The following is a 15,447-nucleotide window of genomic DNA, read 5'->3' as shown; positions in this document are numbered from 1 at the left end:
GTCACACCCGCTTCCGGTCGAAGTCGCCCCGGCGGCCGGTGCCGTAGCGTCTCAGCGCGCCGTCGGGCCCGGAGGCGTTGGGCCGGATGAAGATCCAGTTCTGCCACGCGGTGAGCCGGCCGAAGACCTTGGTCTCGATCGTCTCGGGGCCGACGAAGCGGTGGTTCGCCTCCATGCCGGTCAGCGCGTCGGGGGAGAGGGCGGCCCGCTCCTCGAGCGCGATGCGCAGTTCCTCCTCGAAATCGATGTCGTCCAGCGCGATCGTGACGAGGCCCAGCTCGTCGGCCTGCCCGGCGTCGAGCGGCTTGCCGATGGCGTTGCGGGCGGCGTCGAACTCGAGGTCGTTGCCCCAGAACCGGGATCGCAGCCGGGAGATGTCGTTGCCCATCGGGAACAGGCCGTCGTTGGCCGGGCTCAGCTGGATCGTCGCCGGCGCCGCGCCCGGATCGACGTCCTCGTAGACGCCGGCCAGCATGTACTGCCGGTCGCACGCGAGGGCCAGCTCGAGCAGGAGGCCGGCGAACGCGGTGCCCGGGTCGATCACCGCGATCAGGCTGCGGCTGGTGACGTCGAGCCGCTTGAGCGTCCGCTTGTAGTAGTGCACGACCTCGTTGACGAACCAGTCGCCGGCCAGGTGCCGCAGCTGCTCGTCGTACGCCAGCACCAGATCGGCGTCGCCGGTCGCGCGGAGCACCCAGGTGCCGAGCTCGGTCTCGTTGGTGCGCAGGTGCAGGATCAGGTCGTCGAGCGCCCGGGTCATCGCCAGCGGCCAGTAGTCCACGCCCTGGGCGAGCACCCCGGCCGCGTCCCCCGGCGGCGCCGCCGAGGGACCCTCGATCGTGATGTCGACGCGACGGGCGGAACGGTCGATCGTGGCGCGTACGTACGGGTAGCTGACGGTGTCGTCCTCGTCGGTGCGGGCCAGCGGGGACAACGGCACGCCCCGGGTGCCGGCCGGGCGCGTCGACCCGGCCGCGGCGGCGTCGGCCCGGCCGCGGATCTCCCGGTCCCAGGCGTTGCGGGCGACGGTGGCATCGACCAGGCCCCACTCGACGGCGGTACGGCCGCGGAAGCCCTCGGGCTTGGTGGCGAAGATGTCGGCTCGGTCCTTGCGGACATGCCGCTTGTCGACGACCCGGGTGAGCCCGCCGGTGCCGGGCAGGACGCCGAGCAACGGCACCTCGGGCAGCGACACCGTCGACGCCCCGTCGTCGACCAGCACGATCTGGTCGCAGGCCAGCGCCAGCTCGTACCCGCCGCCGGCGGCCGTGCCGTTCAGCGCGGCGATCCAGGTCTGCCCGGAATGGGCGGTGGCGTCCTCGATGCCGTTGCGGGTCTCGTTGGTGAACTTGCAGAAGTTGACCTTCCAGGCGTGCGTCGACTGGGCCAGCATGCGGATGTTGGCGCCGGCGCAGAACATCCGCTCCAGCCCGCCGGTCATCACCACCGACCGCACCTCGGGGTGCTCGAAACGCAGCCGCTGGACGAGGTCGTACAGCTCGATGTCGACGCCGAGGTCGTACGAGTTCATCTTGAGCTCGTAGCCGGGGGCCAGGCCGCCGTCCTCGCGCACGGCCAGGGTCGCCGTCGCGACGTCGCCGTCGATGTCGAGCCGCCAGTGCCGGTAGGTGGCCGGGGAGGTCGCGAAGCTGACGGTCATGGCGCGCTCCGTGGTGGCAGGAGGAACCCGGACGTCTAATATTCGACATGCGTCAGTAACCACGTCAAGTCGATGTGGAACGATGAGCCCGGGGTGACACGTGAGCGACGGCGACGAGAACACGCGCGAGGGCGCTAGCGCCCGCTCGCTGTTGCTGACGGTGCTGGGCGAGTTCGTCTTTCCGCGCGGCGGGGAGGTCTGGACCGGCACCCTGGTCGACGCGCTGGGCGAGCTGGGTGTCGAGCCGAAATCGGCGCGCCAGGCGCTCGCCCGTACCGCCGCCGAAGGTCTGCTCACCTCGACCCGGCACGGGCGCAAGGTCCGCTGGCGGCTCACCGAGCCGGGCCGCGTGCTGCTGGCCGAGGGCACCGAGCGCATCTACGGCTTCATGCGCGACACCCGCAGCTGGGACGGTCGATGGCTGGTGCTGACCGTGGGCGTCCCGGAGAGCCAGCGCCAGCTGCGGCACCGGCTGCGCACCCGGCTGACCTGGCTCGGCCTCGGCTCGCCGTCGCCCGGTCTCTGGGTCGTGCCGGACGTGACCAAGGCCGGCGCGGTCGGCGAGGTGATCGCCGAGCTCGACCTGGCCGGACGGGCGTTCGCCTGGGCCGGCCCGGCGACCGGCATCGGCGACCCGGCCAAGCTCCTCAAGGACGCCTGGGACCTCGACGACGTCGAGAAGCGCTACCTGGCCTTCATCGACCGGCTGGCCGTCGCCACGGTAGCCTCGGCCCGGGAGGCGTTCGTCAGCCAGGTGCGGCTCATCCAGGAATGGCGCCGCTTCCCGTTCCTCGATCCCGACCTGCCGGTCGAGCTGCTGGACCACGACTGGCCCGGTCCGCGCGCGGCGGCCGCCTTCCACGACCGCCGCAACCGCTGGCACCGGCGCGCGCAGGACTTCTGGGACAAGATGGACGAGCGGGCCGCGGGCCGCAACTGAGCGCCGGCCCCTCGCCGGCCCCTCAGAGCAGGCCCTCCTCGGCCAGGTGGACGTAGTCGAACTCGACCGGCTGCTCGTTGATGCCGGTCCTCGGCGGCGCGATCCAGCTCGCGAACTTGCCGTACTCGTACTCGGGGATCATCAGGGCCGCGACCGCCTGCCGGTCCTCCGCGCTGGGCAGCCAGTCGCCGGCCCGCGCGGCCCAGGCCTCGTCGTCGAGCACCTCGCCGGCCGGGCTGACGTGATGCCCGGCGTACACACCGACCTTGCGGTTGAATCCCTCGTGCGGCAGGATCAGCCGATCCTCGAGCCCGGCCTCCTCGAAGGCCCGGTTCCAGCGGCGGACGCCGTGGGTGCAGTCGGCGACGTACTCGTCGCGCAGGTCCAGGTTCAGAGCGCTGAGCATGGGCACGGTCCGGGTGCGGATCTCGCCGTCGGCCACGTAGTTCATCTCGCGGGTCGCCTCCAGCAGGACGTGGTCGTCCTTGCGGCGGCTCTCCATCCAGCGGCCCTTGACCCCGGACGTGTAGTAGTTGCCGGCGTTGGTCGACTGTTCCGAGCCGAACAGGTCCATGGAGACGGCGAACTGGAAGTTCAGGTACTTCTGGATCACGTCGAGCGGGATGGCGCCGTACGGGAAAATGTCTTTGGTCTGGTGTTCCTTCATGACCTGCGCGGTGCGCTCGACCATGCGCTGCACGCCGGTGGTCCCGACGAACATGTGGTGCGCCTCTTCCTTGAGCATGAACTCGCAGGTCCGCGCCAGCGGGTCGAAGGCCGACTCCTTGAGCGTGCCGAGCTGGTACTTGCCGTCCCGGTCGGTGAAGTAGGTGAACATGAAGAACTGCAGCCAGTCGGTGGTCTCCTCGTTGAAGGCGCCGAGGATGCGCGGGGCGTCGGCGTTGCCGGAGTTGCGCTTGAGCAGCTGCTCGGCCTCCTCCCGGCCCTCCCGGCCGAAGAAGGCGTGCAGCAGGTAGACCATCGCCCACAGGTGCCGGCCCTCCTCGACGTTGACCTGGAACAGGTTGCGCAGGTCGTAGATGCTCGGCGCGGTGTTGCCCAGGATCCGCTGCTGCTCGACCGAGGCCGGTTCGGTGTCGCCCTGCACGACGATCAGGCGCAGCAGGTCGGCCCGGTGCTCGCCGGGGACCTCCTGCCAGGCCGGCTCGCCCTTGTGCTTGCCGAAGCTCACCACCCGCTCGGGGTTCCGCTCGGCGAGGAAGATCCCCCAGCGATATTCCTCCATCGGTACGTGGGCGAAATGGGCCCAGCCGTCGCGGCCGACGGCGATCGCCGTACGCAGATACACGTCCTTGGTCGGCAACGCCGGGCCGAGCTGCTTCCACCAGTCGAGGAACTTCGGCTGCCAGCCCTCCAGCGCCCGCTGCAGCCGGCGGTCCTCGTTGAGCCCGACGTTGTTCGGGATGCGCTCGCTGTAGTCGATCTGGCTGAGCGGTCCGGTCGGGAGGGGGGCGGCCCCGGTGCGCGCGTCACTGCTCATCACAGCTCTCCTTCATCAGTCCCTTCTCAAAGTTCTACATCTCGGCGACGAAAGCACAAGAGAGGCGTAGTACATATTCGGCTCTTGCCGATTATCGCTACATGTGTAGAGTTATCGGCTGTGAAGCGCAACCGGTCCCCGTCTCCCCAGGTCGTGCGGGTCATGCACGCCCTCGCGGCCGAGCCGTCACGCTGGCGCTACGGCTACGACCTCGGGGCCGAGGTGGACCTCAAGTCCGGCTCGCTGTACCCGATCCTGGTGCGGCTCGCCGACCGGGGCCTGCTGGAGGCCACCTGGGAGCCCGGGCCCCCGGGCAAGCCGGCCCGGCATCTGTACCGGCTCACCGCGGCCGGGCTCGACCAGGTCGCACAGCTGGCCACCGAAGCCGTTGCCCAGCGCCCGCCGGTGCCGCACCGCCGATGGAAAGAGGCGTGATGGGTTCTCTCGTCCTTGTTCTGATCCTCGGGTCACTGACCGTCGTGACTCTGGCCCGGCTGCGGCGCCGCGGCGCCCGCACGCGACCGGTGGACGCCCCGGCTCGGCTGCTGGCCTGGGCGGTCGGCCTCCTGCCCGCGGACCGGGCGGACTGGGGCCAGGCGATGGTGGGTGAACTGGAGCAGGTCCGGCAGCGGCCCAAGCGCTGGCGCTTCGCCGCGGGCTGCCTCGCCGCCACGCTGCTTCTCCCGGCTCGGCGGGCCGGCGCCGGCCCGCTGGTGATCGGACTGGTGGTCGCCGCGGCGACGGCCGGTGCGGCACTGGTCGCGTACGGCCTGCTGCGTTATCCCGCGATCATCGCCGGCCGCGGTACCTGGGCGGCGCTGATCGCGTTCGCCGCCGTCGTCGCCGGCCTCGCCCTCCTCGCCGTGGTGCTCGTCCGGCAAGGCGCGCCCGGTGGCCTCGCGCTCCTCGGCGGCCTGGGCACGGCCGGAGTGTGGCTTCTCTTCGGGTACGCCGCGGTGACCTACGCGCCGACGCGGCCGGCCCTGTCGTGGTTGCTGCTGGCCCTGCCGCTGGCGCCGCTGGCGGTCGGGGCGGCCGCGACCCGGCGCGGCCGGACCGGGGCGGCCGGCCGGCGGGCCGCGCTGCTGTCCGCCGTCGTCGCCGGGCTGGTCCTCTTCCTCGCCCTGGCCGGCGTTGCTCTGCTGACGGCAGGCGGCCCGTACGACGCCGGCCAGCTCCGCGATTTCCCCGGCAGCGGGTTCCCCGACATGGCCACCTACGCCGTCAGCGACAACCTCGGGACCGCGATGTCGCTGCTTCTGCTCGCCTCGACCGTCACCGCCACGCTCGGTTGCGCGTCGGCGACCGTCGCGGCGTGGTTCCGCCGCGCACCGGCGCCGACGGCCTGACCTCAGTCGAGGGGGGTTGCCTGGTTGCCCGGCACCGCGGACCGGTGCGGCACGTGGGTCTGCGGCGCGAGCTGAACCGTCCAGGTGCGGGCCGCCCCGACGACCGCGATAGCCCGGCAGAGGAGGTCGCAGCCCATCTGGGGGGTGCCCTCGGCGAAGCCGCGGTTGATGAAGGTGATCGCTCGCTGGTGGTCGCCCGCCGCGAGGGCGTCCTCGAGCCCGGCGGCCAGAACCGCGGCGAGCGCGGCGTGGAAGCTGTCTGCCCCTTTTTCGCGAAGAGTCTTGGGGGGCTCGCGCAACGCTGATGCGGAAACCGTGGGCGGGGCTAGCACTTGAGGTCGTTCTCCTCTGGTGTCCGTGTTGCTCGTCAGGCCTGCGCACCGGCCTCGTCGTGACCACGCTGGGTCGGACCGCCGGCTCACGGCCGGCTTGCCTTGCACCCTCACCGCGGGAGCCACCAACGACATCGACGACCTGATCCACCCCCACCCTACCCGTACAACCCGTAACGATGCCCCCTCCGACCCCGGGCAGCTTGTGCTCGTTACCAGCCTGCATCGTCCCGCGCTACGTGGATTGCATCTACGTAGATGCGGTCTACATCAACCGAGCGTAGTGGTGCGGTCGGCACGTAGTGCCGGTGGCGTCAGCCGCTGACGTGGGCGGTGTGGTCGATCCAGTGCTGGGCGAGGACGGCCTCGCCGTCGACGGTGATGTCGGTGGCCTCGGTCAAGGGGAGTCGCCGGGTCAGGGTCAGCAGCAGCGATCGGGCCGGGCCGGTCACCGTCACGTCGGCTGGCTGGGTCTTGGGTTGCCACGTTGCCCCGTCGGGCCGCCGCTCCACGAACCAGGCGCCCGCGGTGTCGGTGGCCAGCCACTGCAGGGTCTGCCCGGTGCCGCGGATGGCGTGGGCCGACTCGGACCGCTGCATCTCCCAGGTGGGGGCGGTGAGCATCGCGAGGTGGTTGCCGATGAGCGCGGCCGCGACGTCGGCCTCGATGTCGGCCGGCCGGCCCGCGGCGGTGGCGGCGTCGACCCCGTGGACGACCGCCTCGTTGAGGGAGCTGGACATCCAGAACTGTGTCCCGGTCCGCTCGTCCATCGCGGGGTTGAACACCGGCGCGTCGAGCGCGTCGTCGGAGCACGCACTCGCCACCCGCCGCGCGGACGCCGCCAGCCACGCCGGCCACTCACCGGGGTCGGTGGGGAGCGCGGCGACCTCGGTCGGCAGCCGGGTGGGGTCGGTGATGCGCCGCTCGATGATCTCCGCGACCCAGTTCTGGGTCTGGCCCACGTGCTCGACCAGGTCCTTGATCGTCCATTCCGGGGCGGTCGGCACGGCGGCGCCGGGTCCGGCCGCGGCGGCCGATTCCGCCAGGCGCCGGGTGTGGTCGACGATCGCCCGCCGGGTCTGCTCCGCGTTCAGCTCGGTCATTGGATCGACCTTTCCATAGATTGTCGTTGTGCCGGGTATGACCATTCCGACCGGCCGAACTCATCGGCGACCGGCGACCGTGAGTCGGTGACCGGCGAGCGTGAGTCGGTGACCGGCGAGCGTGAGTCGGTGACCGGGGAGCGCGGGGTGCGACTTGGTTGCGATCGCGGGCCCGGCTCGTCCGTGCTCATGTCGGGCCCGCGGGGGCCGATGGTCGGCCCGTGAAGACGCACGCGGCGACCGGGGCCTCCACCCAACTTGTTCATGTGGCACGTCAGCCGATCTTTGACCGGGACGGTGACGTGGTCGCGTACGAGTTGTTGTTCCGCGGCAGCATGGACGCGATCGACGCGCAGCGGCGCGACTCCTTCGCGACCAGCCAGGTGATCGTCAACGCGTTCACCGAGTTCGGGCTCGACGAGGTGGCCGGCGACCGCACCTGCTTCATCAACATGACGCGGGAGTTCCTGGTCGGGGACCTGCCGCTGCCGTTCGGCCCGGATCACGTCGTCCTCGAGGTGCTCGAGACCGTGACGGCCGACGACGAGCTCGTCGAGGGGGTCACCGCCCTCGCCGCCGCCGGCTACCGCATCGCGCTCGACGACTTCGTCTGGGGAGCCGGCCACGAGCGGCTCATCCCGCTCGCCTCGTACGTCAAGCTCGATCTTCTGCACGGCGTGACCGAGCGGATCGACCAGATCGTCGACGCCTGCCGTTCCCGGCCGGGCCTCCAGATCGTCGCCGAGGGCCTCGAGACCCCGGAGCACGTCGCGCTGAGCGATCACTACGGCTTCGAACTGCGGCAGGGGTACGTGCTCAGCCGTCCCCAGGTGCTGACCGCCGCGTCCCTCGCGCCTTCCCGGCTGCACCGCCTCGAGCTGGTGGCGGCTCTCGGCACCGCCGACGCCGACCTGGAGAAGGTCATCACCATCGTCGCCGGCGACCCCGCGCTGAGCATGCGGGTACTCCGGGCGAGCAACTCCGCGGCGGCCTGCCCGGCGACGCGTGTTTCGTCGATCCGGCAGGCGGTCGTCATGCTGGGACTCGAGCAGATCCGCCGGTGGGCGATGCTGATGGTGGTCGACGACGTCGCCGAGGCGACTCAGGCGCAGATGGAAGAGGCGCTCATCACGGCCCGGCTCTGCATGAACCTGGCGCCGACCTTCGACATGGATCCCGACGCCGCGTTCGTCGCCGGCCTGATCACCGCGGTGGCGGGTCTGCTGGGCGTCACCCCCGCCACGCTGGCCCATCACCTGCCGTTGACCACCGAGCTGGAGTCCGGCCTCACCCGCGGGACCGGGCCGCTGGGCCGCCTGCTGCGCACGGTCGAGGCGTACCAGCGCGGCGATCTGGAGGCGCTGGCCGGCCGATACTCCTGCACCGACCTGGCCCGGACCGTCATGGAGGCGATGCGCTGGTCGAAGACCGCCTTCCCGGGCAGCTGACGCCGGAAGGGGACCTGAAGGAAACCGTAAGCGGCCCCCGGCAGGGTTCTCCCCGTCAGCAAGCGACACCGCAACTAACCGGGGAGAACTTCCGATGCGAAAGCTCATCAACTCCACCTACGTCACCCTCGACGGCGTCATCGAGAACCCGATCTGGACGTCGCCCTACTTCGCCGCGGAGGCGGCCGAGGTGGCCGGCGAGATCACCACCGACGCGGACGCGCTGCTCATGGGACGGGCCACCTACGACGGGTTCTCGCAGGCCTGGCCGGCCATGGACGAGAACGACCCCACCACCGGCGCCGCCTTCTTCAACAACGTCAAGAAGTACGTGGCGTCGACGACCCTCACCAACCCCTCCTGGAAGAACACCGAGGTGCTGACGGGGGATCTGGTCGAGGCGGTCGCGAAACTCAAGGCCCAGGACGGCAAGGACATCGTCCAGTACGGGTACGGCGCGGTCACCGCGCAGCTCGTCCGGGCCGGCCTGGTCGACGAGGTGAAGTTCTGGATCCATCCGGTCATCGAGGGCACTCCCGGCTTCACCAGCGCGCTGAGCGACGTGAAGGCCACCTTCGAGCTGATCGGCACCCGGGTCTTCACCAACGGCGTCATCGTCGCCACCTACCGGCCGAAGGTCACCGCCTGATCCAGCGTGAGCTTGGCGCCCTCGGCCACCAGATCGTCGAAGCGTTCCTGCCCGAGAGCGGCAACGGCCCGTCGCGCGGCCCGGTCGAGCTCGTCCTGCTCGGCCGGGGCGGCCGGGGCCGCGTTCTGGTCGCGGGCGGTGGCGGCGGCGCCCAGCAACCGGGCGGCCACCGCCGGTTCGGCCAGGGCGGCCATGCCCTCGACCGCGCCGATGCCGTCGCGGGTGGAGCCGATCGAGGCCTCGTACGACTCCACATGCAGGGCCCAGGCGGCCGCCGGGTCGCCCTGCAGCTCGCGTGCGTGGCCCAGCTCGACCAGGATCATCGGCAGGTACGGCGGCGGCTGCGGCTCGATCCGGCCCCGGTCGGCGATCCGGGTCAGGTGGATGACGGCCTGGTCGAGCCGGCCCGATCGGCGGGCCGCGAAGCCGAGGCTCATCTCGGCGAACACCACCGCGGTGGGCGCGCCCTGTTCGACGGCCAGCCGATAGGCGCGTTCCGCCAGCTCCCGCGCGGCCTCGTGATCCCGGCCCTGCACGGCCAGCCAGGCGAGCCAGGACAGCTTGGCGCCGACCTGGGGCCACAGCGAAAGCTCGGTCGCCCAGCGCAGCCCCTCCCGGTGCACGGCGGCGGCCCGCTCGTACTGGCCGCGGAACTCGGCCAGCCCGCCGAGCCAGTCGCCGGCCCGTAGCCGTCCCCAGCGGTCGCCGAGCTCGGCGAAGAGTGCGTCGCTGCGGGTGGCGGCCGCGTCCAGCGCGGACAGATCGCCGGCCGCGTGCGCGAGCATGGCCCGCGACGCCAGCACCGCCGCCTCGGTCCAGGAGTCGTCGAACTCCTCCGGCAGCAGCGCGGCGGCAAGCGCCAGGTCACCCCGGTCGAGCACGGCGTCGGCCACGAACCAGGCCGACCGCCCCTTCGGATCAAGAGCAAGCACATCCCGTACGCCGGAGGGCACCTGCTCGCCCTGCAAAAGCGCGAGACCGAGCCGCCACGGCGTCGCCAGGCGCTCCTGTACGGGCGTGCCGGACGTGGCGAGGGCCGCGCGCGCCTCGCTGAGCCGGCCCCGCAGGACCCAGTACCAGGTGAGCGCGAGCGCCAGCTCCAGGCCGCCACCGTGCGTGAGCGCCGCCCGGAGGTTGGCCCGCTCGGCGTCCAGGATCGCGAGCCATTCCCGCTGCCCGGGCCCGCGCAGTTCCGGGTCGGCGCGCGAGGCCAGCGCCAGGAAGTACGCGGCGTGCCGGCTCCGGATCGCGCCGGCGTCGGGGAGCCGCGCGGCGCCGAACTCCGCCACCGACTCCAGCAGCCGATAACGCGGCCCCGGCTCGGCCACGACGAGGGACCGCTCCACGAGCCGATCCATCGCGTCCAGGCCGGCGTCGCACACCTGCTCGGCGGCCTCGGGCGTGCAGCCGTCGCGGAACACCGAGAGCCGCGCCAGCACCGCGCGATCCTCCGGGTCCAGCAGATCCCAGCTCCAGGCGATCACCGCGGTCAGCGTGCGCTGCCGTTCCGGCACGTCCCGCTGGCGCGTGGTGAGCAGCAGGAAGCGGTCGTCCAGGCGGTCCACCACCCCCTGCACGCCGAGCGCCCGCACCCGGGACGCGGCCAGTTCCAGGGCCAGCGGCAGGCCGTCCAGCCGTCGGCAGAGCTCCGCCACCGCGGGCGCCGTCCGCTCGTCGAGCCGGAACTCGCGGTGCTGAGCGGCCGCGCGCACCGCGAAGAGCCGGGCCGCGGCCGACCGCCGTACGGCGTCGATGTCGGCCGGATCGGACGGAAGCGCGAGCGGACCCACCTCCCAGACCCGCTCGCCGGTCAGCAGCAGCGGCTCGCGGCTGGTGGCCAGCACCCGCAGCCCGGGCGCGTCGCGGAGGAGCCGCCCGACCAGGGTGGCGGCCGCCCCGATCACGTGCTCGCAGTTGTCCAGCACGAGCAGCGTCTCCCGGTGCCGCAGCGCCGCCACCAGCCGATCGGCCGCCGACCCGGTCGTGCCCGGCGCCTCGTGCAGGCCGAGCACCCCGAGCACCTGCTCCGCCACCCGCGGGTCGCCCGGCGGCAGCGGCGCCAGCTCCACCAGATGGACGCCGTCCGGCGGCGACTGCTCGGCCGCCGCCGCCGCCGCGAGCCGGGTCTTGCCCACCCCGCCCGGACCGACCAGGGTGAGCAGCCGGCCGGCCGGGATCAGCGAGCGCAGCTCGGCCAGCGCCCCGGCCCGGCCGATCAGCTCGTCCAGCTGGGCCGGCAGGTTGTTCCGGAGGATCGCGGCCTTGGCCGGCGGGCTGAGGCCCGGGTCCTGGTCGAGGATCTGCCGGTACAGGGCGGCCAGTTCGGGACCCGGGTCGAGGCCCAGCTCCTCGGCGAGCCGCTCGCGCAGCCCGGCATAGCTCTCCAGCGCCTCGGCCTGGCGGCCGGCGGCGTACAGGGCGCGGATGCGCAGGGCGCGCAGGCCCTCCCGCAGAGGATGGCGTTCGACCAGCTCGGCCAGCTCCGCGGCGACCAGGTCGTGCTCGCCGCGGGCCAGCCGGGCCTCGGCGAGCCGCTCGTGGACGACGAGGCGCTGCTCGGCGAGCCGGGTCGCCTCGGCCCGGGCGAACTCCTCGTCGGCCACGTCGGCGTACGCCTGGCCGCGCCACAGCGCGAGCGCCGCGACGAGCCGGTCGACGTCGGTGGTGTCGGCGAGCGCGGCGAACCGGTCGGCGTCCACGTCGCCGGCCCGCAGGCGGTAGCCCGGCGGCCGCGACTCGATCAGGTCGCGGGCACCCGGTTCGGCGTCGTCGAGCGCCTTGCGCAGCTGCGACACCCGCACCTGCAGGGCGGCGGCCGGGTTCGCGGGCGCGTCCTCCCCCCACAGATCCTCGATCAGGCGGTCGGCGGAGACCACCTGGTCGCGGTGCGCCAGCAGGTCGGCGAGCAGCATCCGCACCTTGGCGCCGGGCACCACCACCGGCTCGCCGTCGTCGGTGGCGACGGCGAGCGGGCCGAGGATTCCGAAGCGCACAGCGGGACATGGTACGGCGGCCGGCCGGCCGGACGCGTCAGCCGGAGGCCAGCAGGCCGAGCCGGTGCGCGGTGGTCGCGGCCTCGGTACGGCTGGAGACGCTGAGCTTGGCCAGGATGTTCGACACGTGCACGCTCGCGGTCTTCGGGCTGATGAACAGCGCGCTGGCGATCTGACCGTTCGACCGACCCTCGGTGACCAGCGCCAGCACCTCCCGTTCGCGGCCGGTCAGGCGCAGCCGGATGCCGGGCGCCCTGGGCCCGGCCTTCTCCAGGCGCAGCCGGGCGCGGCCGGCCAGCGCGCGCACGTCGTCCGCGGTCGCCGACCCGAGCTCCTGGGCCAGGAGCAGGCTTTCCCGGGCGGTGGCGGTCGCCGCGCCCGGATCCGGCTGCGGGCCGGAGCACTCCGCCTCGGCCAGCCGGAAGAGGCAGTAACAGAGCGGGTACGCCTCCTCGGCGGCCCGGGCGGCCGCGACCGCGGTCCGCCAGGCCTCGCGCTCGCCCTGCCGCACCCGGCGGGCGGCCTCGGCCGCGGCCATCGCCCGGTACGCCCGCATCGGCGGCGTCGTCGCGGGCAGCGCCGCCGCGAGGGCGAGCAGCGCCTCGGCCCGCTCCTCGCCCGCCGGGTCATGCTGCCCGGCCGCCGCGATGTCGGCCTCCACGCGGGCGCCCAGCCAGGTCAGCGGCCAGACATAGCGCACGTCGAGCACGGTCGGCGGGCGCTGCAGCCCGGCCCGGATCAGCTCGCGGGCCTCGGCGTGCCGGCCGGCGGCGCGGCTCTGTTCGGACGTGATGAAGACCATCGGCGCGGTGAAGTGCGCGTCGCCGGTGCGGCCGGCGTGCCGCCGTGCGTCCCGGACGTCCTGCACGGCGCCGGCCGCGTCGCCCTGCCACGACCGCAGACCGCCCCGGATCAGCAGCAGCGTGTACGCGACGATGCCGGTGGGATCGTCGGCGAGCGTCTCCGTGATCACGTCGAGCCCCTGGCGCCAGCGGCCGAGCCGGATCAGCGGCTCGGCCAGGGTGCCGGTCAGCATGGCGGCCCAGGACCGGGTGTGGCCGAGCCGGGCGGCCAGAGCTATCCCGGCCCGGGCGCTGTCGGCGGCGGCCGCGTGCCGGCCGAGCATCTCCAGGGTGTCGGAGTAGTTGATGTGCCCGCGGAGGGCGACGTCGACGATGCCATGTTTCTCGGCGAGGGCGATGCCCTCGCGCAGCGGGCCGAGGCCGTCCTCGCCGTGCAGGTATCCCGAGACGCTGCCCAGGGTGATCAGCGCGTCGGCCTGCTGGGCCGGCGCGCCGACCGTGGCCGCCGTCCGCGCCGCCTCGGTGGCCACGGCGCAGGCCTCCTCGGGCCGCCCGACCCACCTGATCGAGGTGGCCAGCGACGCGAGCACGACCGCGCGTGTCACCGTGGCCGGCTCCGCTGGCAGCAGGGTCAGGGCCTCGCGCAACTCGGTCGCGGCCTCCTCCTCGCGGCCCAGGGCGCGCAGCATGAACGCGCGCCGTTCGATGATCCGGGCGCGCTGCACGGGCTCGGCGCCGGTCGGGACGGCGGCCAGCGCGCGGTCGACGATGGACAGTCCGCGGCCGGGATCGCCGGCCGCCCACGCCGCCTCCGCCGACAGCAGGGTGAGCTGGATCCAGTCCAGGCCGGCCACCTCCTCCGCGTCCGGGACACGGGACCAGATCTGCATGGCCCGCTCGAGGTGGCTTCCGGCCTCCGCCGACGCGTACGCCGACGCCGCCTGGCGGCCGGCGCGCACCGACGCGGCCAGCGCCCGGGGAAGATCCTGCGCCGCGTACCAGTGGTGGGCCAGGGTCGCCGCCACGCCGCCGTCGTCGCCGAGCAGCGCGGGATCCGCGGCCAGGGCGGCGCCGTACGCGGCGTGCAGGAGCACCCGCTCGCCGGGGAGCATGTCGTCGTAGACCGCGTCGCGGGTCAGCTCGTGCCGGAACGCGTACCCGTGCCCGGTGGCGTCGACGACCAGCAGATGATGCTCGACGGCCTCGCGCACGGCGGCCCGCAGGTCCGCCTCGGGCAGGCCGGCCACCGCCTCGAGCAGCCGGTGGTCGACGCGCGGCCCGGCCGCCGCGGCCGCCCGGAGCACGCGCTGGGCCGGCTCCGACACCGTCTCGGTGCGGGCCAGCAGCACGTCGCGCAGCGACGGGGGCAGGTCACCCGGGTCGGCGCCGGCGTCCACCGCGGCGACGATCTCCTCGACCAGGAAGGCGTTGCCCTGCGAGCGCTCGAACACCACGGTCGCGAACGCCACGGGCGGCGGGGCGTCGCGGATCGCGTGCAGCTGGGCGATGACCTCGTCGCGGGTGAAACGGCCGAGCTCGACGTGCTCGACGGCGCGCACCCGCTCCCAGGCGGTCAGCAGCGGGCGCAGCGGATGGCGGCGGTGCAGCTCGTCCGAGCGGTACGTCAGCAGCAGGAGCACGCCGAGGTCACGCAGGGTACGGACGAGGAACACCACGAGGTCGCGGGTGGACCGGTCGGCCCAGTGGAGATCCTCGATGATCAGCAGCAGGGGCTGTCGCGCGGCCAGCCGGGTGATCAGCCCGAGGACGTGTTCCAGCAGCCGGGCCGGCGAGCCCTCGGCGGCGGACGCGTCGGCCACCGACGGGTCGAGCTCGGGCAGCAGCCGGGCGAACTCCCGCCGGGCCGGACCGAGCAGCCGGTCGAGCTCGCCGGCCGGGACGGACCGGGCCAGCGCCCGGAGGACGTCCACCAGCGGCGCGAGCGCGAGGCCCTCGCCGCCGAGCTCCGCGCAGCCGCCGCTCAGCACGCGCACACCCCGCGCGGTGGCCGTCCGGGTCAGCTCCCGCACCAGGCGGGACTTGCCGACGCCGGCCTCGCCGCCGAGCAGCACCACCGCGGGCCGCCCGCCGGCGGCCCGATCGAGCTGGGCCCGCAGCCGCGCGAGCTCGCTGCGGCGGCCGACGAGGACGGGGCTGACGACGTCACGACTCACCACGTCAAGCTTGGGGCCGGCCCGGCGTACCCGGATCGCCGAGCCCGAAGTACCGCATCTCCCCGGCGTCCAACCCGTTCCTTTTCCTGGATGTGCAGGGCGGGTCCCAGGGCGACGGCGCCCCGATCATCCAGTGGACGCTTTCCGGCGACAACCAGGTCTGGACGATGCAGCCCTCGGGCAGCCACTTCGAGCTGATCAACAGGAACAGCAACAAATGCATCACCACGGACGGCGTCGCCGGCCACCAGGTCTACCAGTGGTACTGCAGCGGGACCGACAACCAGCTCTGGGACACCTCGCTGACCGCCGGCAACCTCACCGGGTACCGGATCAAAAGCGTCGCCAGCGGCCTCGCCCTGGACGTGGCCGGCAGCAGCGGTGCCCGCGGCGCGGCGATCGACACCTGGTACTGGAACGCCACTCCCAACCAGTACTTCCTCGCGTCGGCCGCCTGATCCGGCCGGCCGGGCCGGCGCCTCGACTCAGGCGCCG

Annotated in this window: 13 protein-coding genes; 7 read left to right on the top strand and 6 right to left on the bottom strand. The window is 73.2% G+C overall.

Features of this window, described 5'->3' with window-relative positions; all coding sequences use genetic code 11:
• Window position 1 precedes the first annotated feature (1 nt).
• The gene (gene boxC, locus A3CQ_RS0148265) at window positions 2-1,660 is read right to left on the bottom strand and encodes a 2,3-epoxybenzoyl-CoA dihydrolase (RefSeq protein WP_020518180.1); all 1,659 of its coding nucleotides are present in this window, start codon (window positions 1,658-1,660) and stop codon (window positions 2-4) included.
• 100 nt (window positions 1,661-1,760) lie between these two features.
• Between boxC and A3CQ_RS0148260 the strand changes: the two genes are divergently transcribed.
• Window positions 1,761-2,600, top strand: coding sequence for a PaaX family transcriptional regulator (locus A3CQ_RS0148260; RefSeq protein WP_020518179.1), 840 nt, complete (start codon window positions 1,761-1,763; stop codon window positions 2,598-2,600).
• A 22-nt stretch (window positions 2,601-2,622) separates the two neighbouring features.
• Here the strand turns inward: A3CQ_RS0148260 and boxB are convergent, their stop codons facing one another.
• Window positions 2,623-4,101 (bottom strand): benzoyl-CoA 2,3-epoxidase subunit BoxB, encoded by a 1,479-nt coding sequence (gene boxB / locus A3CQ_RS0148255; protein ID WP_020518178.1) that lies wholly within the window; start codon window positions 4,099-4,101, stop codon window positions 2,623-2,625.
• Between the two features lie 120 nt (window positions 4,102-4,221).
• Here boxB and A3CQ_RS0148250 point away from each other — a divergent pair, with 120 nt between their 5' ends.
• Both A3CQ_RS0148250 and A3CQ_RS0148245 read left to right on the top strand, forming a co-directional pair.
• A complete protein-coding gene (locus A3CQ_RS0148250) occupies window positions 4,222-4,536 on the top strand; it encodes a PadR family transcriptional regulator (protein WP_245577682.1) in 315 nt (104 codons plus the stop codon).
• Window positions 4,536-5,450, top strand: coding sequence for a hypothetical protein (locus tag A3CQ_RS0148245; protein ID WP_020518176.1), 915 nt, complete (start codon window positions 4,536-4,538; stop codon window positions 5,448-5,450). Before A3CQ_RS0148250 ends, A3CQ_RS0148245 begins: the two co-directional genes overlap by 1 nt.
• Window positions 5,451-5,452: 2 nt before the next feature.
• Here the strand turns inward: A3CQ_RS0148245 and A3CQ_RS0148240 are convergent, their stop codons facing one another.
• Together A3CQ_RS0148240 and A3CQ_RS0148235 are read right to left on the bottom strand one after the other, a co-directional pair.
• On the bottom strand, window positions 5,453-5,749 hold the full coding sequence (locus A3CQ_RS0148240) for a hypothetical protein (protein ID WP_020518175.1): 297 nt from the start codon (window positions 5,747-5,749) through the stop codon (window positions 5,453-5,455).
• Between the two features lie 347 nt (window positions 5,750-6,096).
• A complete protein-coding gene (locus tag A3CQ_RS0148235; protein ID WP_020518174.1) occupies window positions 6,097-6,885 on the bottom strand; it encodes a maleylpyruvate isomerase family mycothiol-dependent enzyme in 789 nt (262 codons plus the stop codon).
• Window positions 6,886-6,972: 87 nt separating this feature from the next.
• On the opposite strand from A3CQ_RS0148235, the gene A3CQ_RS61550 reads away from it, so the two are divergent.
• The 3 genes from A3CQ_RS61550 to A3CQ_RS0148225 all read left to right on the top strand — a co-directional run bounded on the left by A3CQ_RS61550 (window position 6,973) and on the right by A3CQ_RS0148225 (window position 8,982).
• Entirely contained in the window at window positions 6,973-7,110 is a 138-nt protein-coding gene (locus tag A3CQ_RS61550) for a hypothetical protein (protein ID WP_157297207.1), read from the top strand.
• 41 nt (window positions 7,111-7,151) lie between these two features.
• The gene (locus A3CQ_RS0148230; RefSeq protein WP_245577681.1) at window positions 7,152-8,333 is read left to right on the top strand and encodes an EAL and HDOD domain-containing protein; all 1,182 of its coding nucleotides are present in this window, start codon (window positions 7,152-7,154) and stop codon (window positions 8,331-8,333) included.
• Window positions 8,334-8,427: 94 nt separating this feature from the next.
• The gene (locus A3CQ_RS0148225) at window positions 8,428-8,982 is read left to right on the top strand and encodes a dihydrofolate reductase family protein (RefSeq protein WP_020518172.1); all 555 of its coding nucleotides are present in this window, start codon (window positions 8,428-8,430) and stop codon (window positions 8,980-8,982) included.
• Here A3CQ_RS0148225 and A3CQ_RS0148220 read toward each other — a convergent pair.
• Both A3CQ_RS0148220 and A3CQ_RS0148215 read right to left on the bottom strand, forming a co-directional pair.
• The gene (locus tag A3CQ_RS0148220) at window positions 8,958-11,975 is read right to left on the bottom strand and encodes an AfsR/SARP family transcriptional regulator (RefSeq protein WP_020518171.1); all 3,018 of its coding nucleotides are present in this window, start codon (window positions 11,973-11,975) and stop codon (window positions 8,958-8,960) included. The two genes, A3CQ_RS0148225 and A3CQ_RS0148220, sit on opposite strands and share 25 nt — an antisense overlap.
• 37 nt (window positions 11,976-12,012) lie before the next feature.
• Window positions 12,013-14,952, bottom strand: coding sequence for a helix-turn-helix transcriptional regulator (locus tag A3CQ_RS0148215; RefSeq protein ID WP_026207035.1), 2,940 nt, complete (start codon window positions 14,950-14,952; stop codon window positions 12,013-12,015).
• Window positions 14,953-15,044: 92 nt separating this feature from the next.
• On the opposite strand from A3CQ_RS0148215, the gene A3CQ_RS0148210 reads away from it, so the two are divergent.
• Window positions 15,045-15,410: an RICIN domain-containing protein gene (locus tag A3CQ_RS0148210; protein WP_020518169.1), complete on the top strand. Its 366-nt coding sequence runs from the start codon at window positions 15,045-15,047 to the stop codon at window positions 15,408-15,410.
• The last annotated feature ends 37 nt before the right edge of the window (window positions 15,411-15,447 follow it).

This window comes from Paractinoplanes globisporus DSM 43857, assembly GCF_000379645.1.
GTDB classification, from domain to species: domain Bacteria; phylum Actinomycetota; class Actinomycetes; order Mycobacteriales; family Micromonosporaceae; genus Actinoplanes; species Actinoplanes globisporus.
This window is presented reverse-complemented; position numbering and strand designations above follow the sequence as displayed.